Below are 11,418 nucleotides of genomic sequence, written 5' to 3'. Positions count from 1 at the left end.
TTTTTGAGAAAAAGCATAAATCAATTTTTTTAAACCAGCCTCAATTTTTGATTGAGGCTCAGTTCGGAAAACAATGATTTTATAATCTACATACTTGACCTAGCATGAGTTTCATAGTTGAACGAGTGTAGTCGATGATTGGTTTTATAATGGGCGTATTTGCGCTGGCAGGGATGATTAAAGGTACGATTGGACTGGGTCTGCCTGCAGTCTCTATGGGCTTGTTGACCATTTTTATCACGCCATTTCAAGCAGCCACCTTACTCATCGTACCTTCAATGGTGACCAATATTTGGCAACTCTTTGCCGAAGGGCATGTGTTGAAATTAGTGCGTCGTTTTTGGCCGTTATTATTGGGGATTATTGTTGGTTCGGTCTGGAGTATTTTTCCAACTTTGGATCATGGTGAATTTAAAAGTGAAGCATTACTGGGTGCTATGCTTGCACTATATGGACTCTACGGTTTATTCGCTCAAAATATGCCTAATTTGGGCGCCTATGAAAAATGGTTATCGCCCATAGTGGGATATTTAGGGGGTGCTTTAACCGTTGCAACAGGCGTGGTGGTGATTCCAGTGGTGCCTTTCTTACAATCATTACATCTAAAACGTGATGAATTGGTACAATCCTTAGGTTTGGCTTTTACTGTTTCAACGCTGTGTCTGGCGGTATTTCTACAGCAAAATCCAATTGGAAATATTTCTGTTGACTATAAAATGTCATTGATTGCCTTATTCCCAGCCCTGCTTGGGATGTGGCTTGGAACTAAAATTCGTTATCGTATTTCTGAACAAAAATTTCGCAAAGTTTTCTTTTTCGGTCTGGTTGTTTTCGGCAGTTATATGTTAATCCATCAGTTTGGGATCATTTAAAGCTTAAATTGAGCAAGTGCGCTTAAATTCAAAATGATAATTTAGACTTTTTTGAAAGTAAGAACTGACTAAAATGCTGATAAGAAACAGGCAAATCATTAAAATTTTTGGCTGCTAATAACAGCTTACGGTTTGCCCATGCACCTGTTAATTCAATATGGTGCAAGGGATAATCAGAACTCAAACGTGTAGCTGCGCGTTTGGGCATAATCGCAATACCAACGCCATTGGCCACGACTTGGGCAATGGCTGCAAAATTGGGTAAACGTAAACGGTAATTGATATTGCAACCTAATATTTTGGCTTGAGTTTCAATTGATTGTTGTAAAGAGTGATATTGCATTAAACCGACAAATGGATAATGCAAAATATCGACCAATTGCAGTGCAGACTGATGTTTAAGTTCATGATCGATTGGACTAATCAGCATCAAAGGGTCATCTAAAAAAGGCAAAGTGTGTAAATGATCAGAATTAAAAAAACTTGAAATCATGCCCAGTTGTGCTGTGCCTTTATCTAAAGCCTGAATAATGTCATTGCTTTCTGCTTCTTTTAAATCTATCTGTACGTGAGGGTTTTCAAGTAAATATTGAGGCAATAAAAAAGGTAGATATTCACTTTGTGCAGATGAATTGCACCACAGTGTTACCTTTGAATGCAGTCCTTTTTGATAAACTGCCATCACCTGTTGCAATTGATGACCTTGTTGAATCAAAGCTAAGGCTTGTTCTGCAAAAGTTTGTCCTGCAATACTCAGTTTAACCCCAGCAGAATGACGGATAAATAAAGTCACGGCAAACTGATGTTCGAGTTTCTTGATTCGTTCACTGGCAGCCTGTAAAGAAATGGCAGAGCGTTCAGCACCTTTGGTCAAACTGCCAGTATCGACAATATTTAAGAACAGTTGCAGATCAAAAAAGTCGAGACGCATGGAAGATATCATTGCCATAAAATGTCTTTCATCATACTAAAATTTTTTAAATATAAGCCAAAAAAAAAAGCAGCCAGTCGGCTGCTTAAAAATGACGTTTATATTTATGATGGATCGGCCAGACTAAAGAACCAATTAAGAATGAGCGCAGCAAAAGTTGCAGTGCCAATTCCACCCAAATTAAAGCCTCCAAATTGCAAAGCAAAGTCACCTGTACCTAAAATAATGGTTACCGCAGCCACCATTAAATTTTTATTTTTTGAAAAATCGACTTTATTTTCGATCCAAATTTTTGCTCCAGCAATGGTAATTAAGCCAAACACCACAATCGATGCACCGGTTAAAATTGCAGTGGGAATGGTGTGGATAATCGCGCCAAACTTAGGCGACAAACCCAGAAAAATTGCGAAGACACCAGCAAAGACAAAAATAATTGTAGAATAGACGCGTGTTACTGCCATGACACCAATATTTTCACCATAGGTGGTCATGCCTGGTGCACCGACACCACCTGATAAAGTCGTGGCAATACCATCTGCAACAAAAGCTTTACCAATCTGTGGATCCAAATTTTCACCTGTCATGGCACTAACTGCTTTGATATGACCCAAATTTTCTGCCACTAAAATGAGCGCAATCGGTGCAATAATTAACATAGCATTAAAATCAAATACAGGCGAATGAAAAGTCGGTAAGCCTAACCAAGCAGCTTGTTGAATGGGGGTGAAATTAATGGCCGTTCCATAACCCATTACATTTGAAACGATGTAATAGATGAGATAAGCCAATAATAGGCCCACCAATAACAACAGTCGTTGCAGTAAACCTTTGGTAAAGACCGCAATCGAACCCATACACATCACTGTAACCAGTGACATCCACATATTAAAGTTATTGCCAGCGACTCCTTTGACGGTGACAGGGGCAAGATTTAAACCAATAATCATCACCACTGCGCCAGTGACGACTGGTGGCATGAGTTTTTCAATCCAGTTTGTCCCTGTCGCCATGACAATAAAACCAAAGATGGCATACAGCACACCACAAGCCATAATACCGCCTGCTGCCAAAGCCAGATTGGCATTCGGCGCACCTGTGCCAGAAGCTGCGTAACCTGTGGCCGCAATTACCACACCAATAAAGGCAAAACTCGAACCTAAATAACTCGGGACACGGCCACCTGTGATCAGGAAAAATAAAATGGTACAAATCCCTGACATTAAAATAGCCAGATTGGGATCGAAACCCATTAAGAAAGGGGCAAGGACAGTTGCACCAAACATGGCAAATGCATGTTGTATCCCCAAAACCACACTTTGGGCAGGCGGAAGATATTCGTTTGTACCTACAGGACGTGCGTCAATACTGCCTTCATAGGGGCGCCATTTCGGAAACCAACTGGACATAAAATGAGCACTCAAATCATAAATTGTGCACATCATACTCCTGTTTTTAGAAAATTTAATCTAGATCAATTTAATTTTATTCAAATTAATAGTATGAATTTATTTATTATTTTACCGATTGGTAAAAATTTAATGATTTAAAATGGATGTGAAATCAGCCTATTAATGTGAAGTTAAACTAGGTTTGGCATTCATAACCATTTTTTATTTTAATGATAAATAATAGTCTATTGAGCTTACGAGTTAGAACAAAAAAAGAGCATATTTACATATGCTCTTTTGAACAAACATTCAAAAAGCTAACCCGTATTACGAAGTCCTGCTGCGATGCCGGCAATACTGACCATTAAGGCATGATCGACAGGGGTATGCTCTGCCTGACATTCTGCCAAATAGCGTCGACGACGTTTCATCAGTTCAGCTTGTAATAAATGCAGCGGCAACAAGTAGGGTTTACGCACTTTCATGGACTGATCCAAGACCTCATTACTACTGAGCAATTGCGATTCACCTTTTAAAGCCAATAAGGTTTGTACGGCATCTTTTAAGCGTTGACGCAGTTGTTCACCCAATATTTTTAAATCTTCATCATCGGTTAAATGTGATTCGTAATATAAGGCCACATGACTATCTGATTTTGAGAGTACCATTTCCAACATATCAATTAAGGTTTGGAAATATGGCCATTGTTGCAACATTTCATCCAATAAAGGCTTTTGTCCTTGATCCAGCATTTGATTAATCGCGGCTCCAGTCCCGAGCCATGCAGGTAGCATTAAACGAATTTGTGTCCAAGCAAATACCCAAGGAATTGCACGTAAAGACTCAATCCCACCGCTCACTTTACGTTTTGCGGGACGTGAACCTAACGGTAACATTTGTAATTCAAGTTCAGGCGTGACGGTACGTAAATATTTCACAAAATGTGGATTTTCACGCACGGTTTGACGATACACCTGTACTGATAAATCGGTCATGCTGTGCATGAGCTGACGCCATTCATCTTTTGGTACAGGTGGCGGCAACAAGGTCGCCTCTAAAGTGGCTGCGGTATAAATTTCTAAGTTTTGCATTGCAATACCTTCAAGTCCGAATTTAAAGCGAATCATTTCGCCTTGTTCAGTCACTCGAATAGCACCCGAAATAGAACCTGGGGGTTGCGAGAATAACGCTTGTTGGGTGGGTGCACCACCACGGCTAATTGAACCGCCACGACCATGAAACAACGTCAATTGCACCGCATGTTTTTTTGCCACAGCAGTCAGTTCTTCCTGTGCACGATATTGCGCCCAGTTGGCCGACATAAAGCCTGCATCTTTTGCCGAGTCAGAATAACCAATCATCACTTCATGTTTGGCCTGAATATGCTGTTTATACCAATGCATATTGAACAAGGTATTCATGGTGTCAGCTGCACCATCTAAATCTTTCAGGGTTTCAAATAATGGAACCACACGCAAAGCATGTTGAATGCCTGCTTCTTTTTGCAACAGTAAAACAGCCAGAACATCACTTGGATACTCCGCCATGGAAATAATATAGGCCCCCAAGCTTTCTTTCGGCTGTTCGGCCAAAGTACGCATGGTTGCGAACACTTCTTGTACATCGGGATGTTCAATCAGACTTTGTTTTGGTTCATTCAAATGTTTCGGTAGCAATGGACGTTTGCTTTGTAGTTCCTGCAATAAGAAGTTTTGGCGTGCTTGTTCAGTCCATGTTTCAAAGTTGCCTAAGCCCAAATATTCAGTGATCGCGGAAATGGCTTGGCGATGACGACCCGATTCCTGACGAATATCCAGTTTGAGCAATTCAATCCCAAAGCAATTGACCCGATGGATGAAATCGAGCAGTTTGCCATTGGCAATGTCGGTTAAATGACAAGCGATGAGCGAGCGATAACACAACAACAAAGGCTGTAATAATTCATCTTTGCTTTTGATGACCGCACTGTCATCGGCATCGAGCCCTTGTAGTTTTTGGGTTAGCCAATGTCGTGTGGCTTTTAAACGCTCACGAGTATCACGTAAATATTCACGATAAGGTTCAGCATGTGCATGTCCAAGCGCATCCGTCAGTTCTTGACTACAATTTTGAATCGACAATTCCCAGCGTAAATCTTCGATATCTCGTAAGTACAAATCTGCTGCTTTCCACCGTGACAACCACAGTACTTCTTGGGTAATACTATGGGTGACATTCGGGTTGCCATCACGGTCACCGCCCATCCATGAGGCAAAACGTACTGGCGCAATGCTTAAGGGTAACCGCTGACCACAATGATCTTCGACCATTTCATTGAGTTCGCGGATGAATTTGGGTACGGCATTCCAAAGGGTTTGTTCTATAGTGGTAAAGCCCCATTTGGCTTCATCGACAGGCGTTGGGCGGTGTTGACGAATCTCGTCCGTTTGCCAAGCAGAACAAACCAGTTGTTTTAATTCTTGCAAAATTGTTTTGCGTTCACGCGGTGTCAGTTTTTGTTGATCGGCTTTAAACAGACAGTCATTAATATCATCATATTTTTGAATTAAGGTACGACGGCTGACTTCGGTTGGATGTGCAGTCAGAACCAGCTCAATATTCAGTTCACAAATTTGCTGGAATAAGGTATTGGCTGAGATATCATGGTCTTTAAATTTTTGAAAAAGATGATCGAGTGGATTAGGGGACGGTACCTGTCCATCAAACTCACTTTTGCGACGACTGCGTACCACATTGTACTGTTCAGCAATGTTGGCAAAGTTCAGAAAATGGGTAAATGCACGCGTTAATGGCAGAATTTCATCATCTTCAAGGGTTAAAAATAATTGTTCAAGTTGTTTTTCTGCTTCGATTTGACCATCGCGCGCGCCTTTAGAAAGGGCACGAATCTGTTCAACCTGATTAAACAAATCTTGTCCTGCATGCTCCTTTAGGGTTTCACCCAATAAGTTTCCGAGTAGACGCACGTCTTCACGCAGTGGAGCATCAATTTGTTGAATCATTTTTTTACTCTCCCATTCTTGTTATTTCGACTATATCGCGAAATATCTACATTCCTAGTAGGGGCATACAAAAGTATGTAAAGTTTTGCCGAATTAAACAGCAATCAGATCTCTATGAAGTATGCCTGAAGCTTGAGCAATGCATTATTTAGAATCTTAATAGCGGGAGAGAGGACTATATTTCATCAGGAATAGATCGATACTGTCTAAAACAATTTGTCGCTTTTCCTCTTGATTTGGAACCGCACGAATTCCAAGCAGTACTTCATGGTGACGCATACCGAGTAACAAAGATAAAATCAGCAAGTTTAGCGTTTTTAAATTTTCATCCCGAATAAAGCCAAGATCAATCGCTTGCTGAAAAAAGTTTTCCCAAACTGCATTCATTCGCAGATGTGAGGCATTGTAAAATTGTTCGGCCAATGGACTTTGTTCAGCCGCCAGCTCTAGTAATAATAATTCTAATTTTATGGCCTCTGGTAAATTTATAACATTTAGAGCCAATTCACAGGCCTGTATAAATTCTTTTTTAAAATCACTATTTGCATCTAGTTTTAAGGTGCGTGCTCGGATGGATTCTTCACAGGTTTGTTCAATCGCACAGACAAACAAATTGGCTTTATCTTGAAAATGATTATAAATGGTCAGTTTAGTCACAGCTGCTTCTTGAGCAATCTGATTCATGCTTGAACCGTGATACCCACATTTTAAAAAAATACATTTTGCCGCAGTTAAAATTTGCTGACGTTTTTCTAAATCTTTCGGACGACCGAGTTGTGTTTGCACAATTTTTTCCAAAAAAATGAAAAAGGTCATTGATTTGACCCTAGAATTATAATTAATGTACCAATAGGTATATTAATTAAAAAATAAACAATTTAAGATACATCTTATTTTGCCTTAAAAATCATTTTTAAATAAGAGCGAACTTCATGAGCACAATTCAGACTCTCGTGACCAGCATGGTGATCATTTGCAGTATAACCTTAACAGGATGCAGCAAAGATGTAGCTGAAACGGAACATATTCCCTTTGTCATGGTCGCTCAACCTGAGACCACGCACAATGAACAAAAAAGTTATGCAGGTGATGTACAGGCACGTCAACAGACGGCTTTGGCATTTCGGGTCGGTGGACAAATTATTGAACGTTACGTTGATGTCGGTGATCAAGTTAAAGTGGGACAAGTTTTAGCGAAACTCGATGTAAAAGATGCACAGTTACAGCTTAATGCTGCTCAGGCTCAACTGGAAAGTGCACAATCTACATCTAAAAATGCTGAAGCAGAGCTGAAACGTTTTAAACAATTATTGCCCATGAATGCGGTGAGTCGTTCGCAATATGATGCAGTTGAAAACCAATATAAATCGGCAATGTCAGGCTTAAAACAAGCACAATCCAATTATGACGTTAGCCGAAACCAGACGGGTTATAACCAATTGCTGGCCAATAAGAATGGGGTCATTACTGCACGTAATATTGAAGTGGGGCAGGTGGTTGCTGCTGGACAGGCAGCGTATCAAATTGCGATTGCCGGTGATCGTGAGGTGGTCATTGGGGTACCTGAACAAGCCATTGCAGACATTAAAGTGGGGCAAACTGCATGGGTGACTTTATGGAGCAAACCGCAAGACAAATTTTCCGCTTATGTGCGTGAAATCTCACCTGCAGCAGATCAGTCGCGCACCTTCAGTGTAAAAGTTGCCTTACGTGAAGGAAATTCTGCCATTCAACTAGGACAAAGTGCGCGAGTGTTTTTTAATCATACTGAACAGAACGTGTTGAGCGTACCTTTATCCAGTGTATCTGCAATAGAAAAACAGGCCTATGTTTGGGTGGTTAAACCTGATCAAAGTATTCATAAAGTTTTTGTCAGTTTAGGTGCTTATGGCCGTGACAGTGTGCCTGTGTTATCCGGCTTAAAAGCGACAGATTATGTGGTGATTGGTGGCGTGCATTTATTGCGTGAAAAACAAAAAATTCAGCCAATTGACCGAGAAAATCGTGCCGTAAACATTCAGGCAGGAGCACCTTCATGAAGCCAACTATTAAATCGGCCATGAATTTTAACGTATCTGAGTGGGCACTTAAAAATAAAGGTTTGGTCCTTTATTTCATGTTGCTTCTAGGCATTGTCGGTATCGTATCCTATTCCAAATTGGCGCAAAGTGAAGATCCGCCATTTACTTTTAAAGTCATGGTGATTCAAACATATTGGCCTGGTGCAACGGCTGAAGAGGTTTCATTACAGGTCACTGATCGTATTGAAAAAGAACTGATGAGCACGGGCAAATATGAACGGATTATGGCCTACTCGCGTCCAGGTGAGTCGATGGTTACTTTTGTTGCCAAAGATTCTTTATCTGCGAGTCAAATTCCGGATGTCTGGTATCAAGTCCGAAAAAAAGTCGGTGATATTCAGCAGCAATTGCCTACAGGTGTTCAAGGTCCATTTTTCAACGATGAATTTGGCGATACTTTCGGTAATATTTATGTGCTGACTGGACATGATTTTAGCTACGATGTTTTAAAGGAATATGCAGACCGTTTACAACTCCAACTTCAACGGGTAAAAGATGTTGGTAAGGTCAATTTGGTCGGGTTACAAGACCAAAAAATCTGGATTGAACTGTCTAATACCAAAGCTGCGCAATTGGGTATTCCTGTAACGGCCATCCAACAAGCGCTGCAACAACAAAATACTGTGGCCAGCGCAGGTTTCTTTGAAACAGGTACGGACCGTATACAAATGCGGGTCAGTGGACAGCTTAAAAGTGTCGATGAACTAAAGCAATTGCCACTTTTGGTGGCAGGCAAAACCATTCAATTGGGCGATGTTGCTGAAATTTATCGTGGCTTTAGTGAACCGGCTCAACCCCGTATGCGTTTTATGGGTGAAAATGGTATTGGTATTGCAGTTTCCATGCGTAAAGGTGGCGATATTCTGGCCTTAGGTAAAAACCTCGAAACCGAATTTGCACAATTACAACAGTCTTTACCTTTAGGCATGCAGCTGAAAAAAGTATCTGATCAGCCTGTGGCTGTGAAACGTAGTGTCAATGAGTTTATGAAGGTTTTGGCTGAAGCCGTCATTATCGTTTTACTGGTCAGCTTTTTTTCTTTAGGTTTTCGTACTGGATTGGTGGTGGCATTTTCAATTCCACTGGTGCTCGCCATGACTTTTGCAGGCATGCATCTGTTTGATGTGGGGCTGCATAAAATTTCCTTGGGTGCACTCATTTTAGCCTTAGGCCTACTGGTCGATGATGCGATTATTGCCATTGAAATGATGGCGATTAAAATGGAACAGGGTTATAGCCGCTTAGAAGCTGCTGGTTTTGCATGGAAGACCACCGCATTTCCCATGTTGACGGGAACCTTAATTACCGCTGCTGGATTTTTACCAATTGCTACGGCAGCTTCTAGTACAGGGGAATATACCCGTTCTATTTTCCAAGTGGTGACTATCGCACTGATTGTGTCATGGTTTGCAGCGGTGCTGTTTGTACCTTATCTTGGGGATAAATTGCTGCCCGATTTTAACAACTTGTCCCAAAAAGCCCCTTGGTATCAAAGGCTTTGGGCGCGTTTACGAAAACAGCCTGCTCCGCAACCTGTTGTGCATCATGCAGGCGAAGCCCATGACCCGTATCAAACGCCGTTTTATCGAAAATTTAGCAGTTGGGTCGATTTTTGTTTGACCTATCGTAAGACTGTGATTGGGACTACGATAGGTATTTTTGTGTTGTCGGTTCTCATGTTTAAACTGGTACCGCAACAGTTTTTTCCTCCGTCAAACCGTGCAGAAATTTTGGTCGATTTAAAACTGGAAGAAGGTGCATCGTTAACCTCGACTGAAAATGCGGTAAAAAAAGTGGAGAAATTTTTATCAACCCAAGAAGGTATTGAAAATTATGTGGCCTATGTAGGTACAGGTTCAACCCGTTTTTATCTGCCACTCGATCAGCAATTGCCTCAAGCCAGTTTTGCTCAATTTGTGGTTTTGGCTTCATCCTTAGATGAGCGTGATGAAATTAGTCATTCTTTAGATCAGCAAATTCGTCAATTATTGCCTGATGTACGTACACGCGTCTCACTGTTAGAAAATGGTCCGCCTGTGGGTTATCCACTGCAATATCGTATTTCAGGTGAAGACTTACATTCTGTCCGCGAGTGGGCACAAAAAGTGGCTGCGGTGGTGGGGGATAATCCCAATACCAGCAATGTGCATTTAGATTGGGGTGAACCAAGCAAAGTCATTCGTTTGAAAATTGATCAGGATCGTGCCCGTCAATTAGGGGTATCGAGTGTAGATTTAGCCAATTTTTTAAATAGTTCGATTAGTGGCGCAACCATCAATCAGTATCGTGAAAAACGTGAACTCATTGAAATTCGTCTACGCGGTGACCAAACTGAGCGTTTGGAAGTGGCGTCATTGTCGAGTTTAGCCGTACCTACCGCAAATGGTAAATCTGTACCGTTGGCACAAATTGCCCAGATTGAATATGGTTTTGAGGATGGTTTAATTTGGCATCGTAATCGTTTGCCGACTATTACGGTTCGGGCAGATATTCGCAGCAAATTACAGCCTGCGAGCGTGGTCGGTGAGCTGGATGAAAAAATACAGCAACTACGCGAGACATTGCCGAGTGGATATTTGGTCGAGGTGGGCGGAACAGTGGAAGAGTCTGCACGTGGACAAAACTCGGTTAATGCAGGCATGCCGTTCTTTTTGGCGGTGGTCATGACATTATTAATGATTCAATTAAAGAGTATGTCACGTGCCACGATTGTTTTATTAACTGCACCCTTGGGCTTAATTGGAGTCGTGCTCTTTTTATTATTGTTCAATAAACCCTTTGGTTTTGTAGCAATGCTCGGTACTATTGCACTTTCGGGCATGATCATGCGTAATTCATTGATTTTAATCGATCAGATTGAACAAGATATTCAAGCTGGTCAGGATTCGTGGTCAGCCATTATTGATGCGACAACGCGTCGTTGTCGTCCAATTGTACTGACTGCATTGGCTGCGGTTCTCGCCATGATTCCATTATCACGAAGTATTTTCTTTGGGCCGATGGCCGTGGCGATTATGGGGGGATTAATTGTGGCAACGCTATTAACCCTGTTCTTCTTGCCCGCTTTATATGCACAATGGTTTAAAGTGAAAAAAAATACGCATCCAGTATAATTTTTTATCAATAAAAGGTGCGAAATATTGA

8 protein-coding genes are annotated in these 11,418 nt (G+C 41.3%); 4 read left to right on the top strand and 4 right to left on the bottom strand.

Annotated elements, in window-relative coordinates; genetic code table 11:
• Positions 1–134 precede the first annotated feature (134 nt).
• A complete protein-coding gene (locus H0S58_RS13585) occupies positions 135–872 on the top strand; it encodes a sulfite exporter TauE/SafE family protein (RefSeq protein ID WP_195726782.1) in 738 nt (245 codons plus the stop codon).
• A 28-nt stretch (positions 873–900) separates the two neighbouring features.
• Here H0S58_RS13585 and H0S58_RS13580 read toward each other — a convergent pair whose 3' ends face one another.
• On the bottom strand, positions 901–1,803 hold the full coding sequence (locus H0S58_RS13580; protein WP_195726781.1) for a LysR family transcriptional regulator: 903 nt from the start codon (positions 1,801–1,803) through the stop codon (positions 901–903).
• A gap of 104 nt (positions 1,804–1,907) precedes the next feature.
• Positions 1,908–3,209 (bottom strand): solute carrier family 23 protein, encoded by a 1,302-nt coding sequence (locus H0S58_RS13575; RefSeq protein ID WP_053579128.1) that lies wholly within the window; start codon positions 3,207–3,209, stop codon positions 1,908–1,910.
• Positions 3,210–3,212: 3 nt separating this feature from the next.
• Here H0S58_RS13575 and H0S58_RS13570 point away from each other — a divergent pair, with 3 nt between their 5' ends.
• Positions 3,213–3,350 (top strand): hypothetical protein, encoded by a 138-nt coding sequence (locus H0S58_RS13570; RefSeq protein WP_195726780.1) that lies wholly within the window; start codon positions 3,213–3,215, stop codon positions 3,348–3,350.
• 158 nt (positions 3,351–3,508) lie between these two features.
• On the opposite strand, the gene ppc is transcribed toward H0S58_RS13570, so the two are convergent.
• On the bottom strand, positions 3,509–6,193 hold the full coding sequence (gene ppc / locus H0S58_RS13565; RefSeq protein WP_195726779.1) for a phosphoenolpyruvate carboxylase: 2,685 nt from the start codon (positions 6,191–6,193) through the stop codon (positions 3,509–3,511).
• Between the two features lie 156 nt (positions 6,194–6,349).
• Complete coding sequence (locus H0S58_RS13560) at positions 6,350–6,979, bottom strand: TetR/AcrR family transcriptional regulator (protein WP_195726778.1); 630 nt, start codon at positions 6,977–6,979, stop codon at positions 6,350–6,352.
• 146 nt (positions 6,980–7,125) lie between these two features.
• Here H0S58_RS13560 and H0S58_RS13555 point away from each other — a divergent pair, with 146 nt between their 5' ends.
• On the top strand, positions 7,126–8,232 hold the full coding sequence (locus H0S58_RS13555; RefSeq protein ID WP_053579126.1) for an efflux RND transporter periplasmic adaptor subunit: 1,107 nt from the start codon (positions 7,126–7,128) through the stop codon (positions 8,230–8,232).
• Between the two features lie 20 nt (positions 8,233–8,252).
• Positions 8,253–11,387 carry an efflux RND transporter permease subunit gene (locus H0S58_RS13550; RefSeq protein WP_193890198.1) on the top strand — a complete coding sequence of 1,045 codons (3,135 nt, stop codon included), beginning with the start codon at positions 8,253–8,255 and terminating at the stop codon, positions 11,385–11,387.
• Positions 11,388–11,418: the final 31 nt, after the last annotated feature.

The sequence above is a fragment of the Acinetobacter sp. TTH0-4 genome (assembly GCF_015602665.1).
GTDB lineage: Bacteria > Pseudomonadota > Gammaproteobacteria > Pseudomonadales > Moraxellaceae > Acinetobacter > Acinetobacter albensis.
This window is presented reverse-complemented; position numbering and strand designations above follow the sequence as displayed.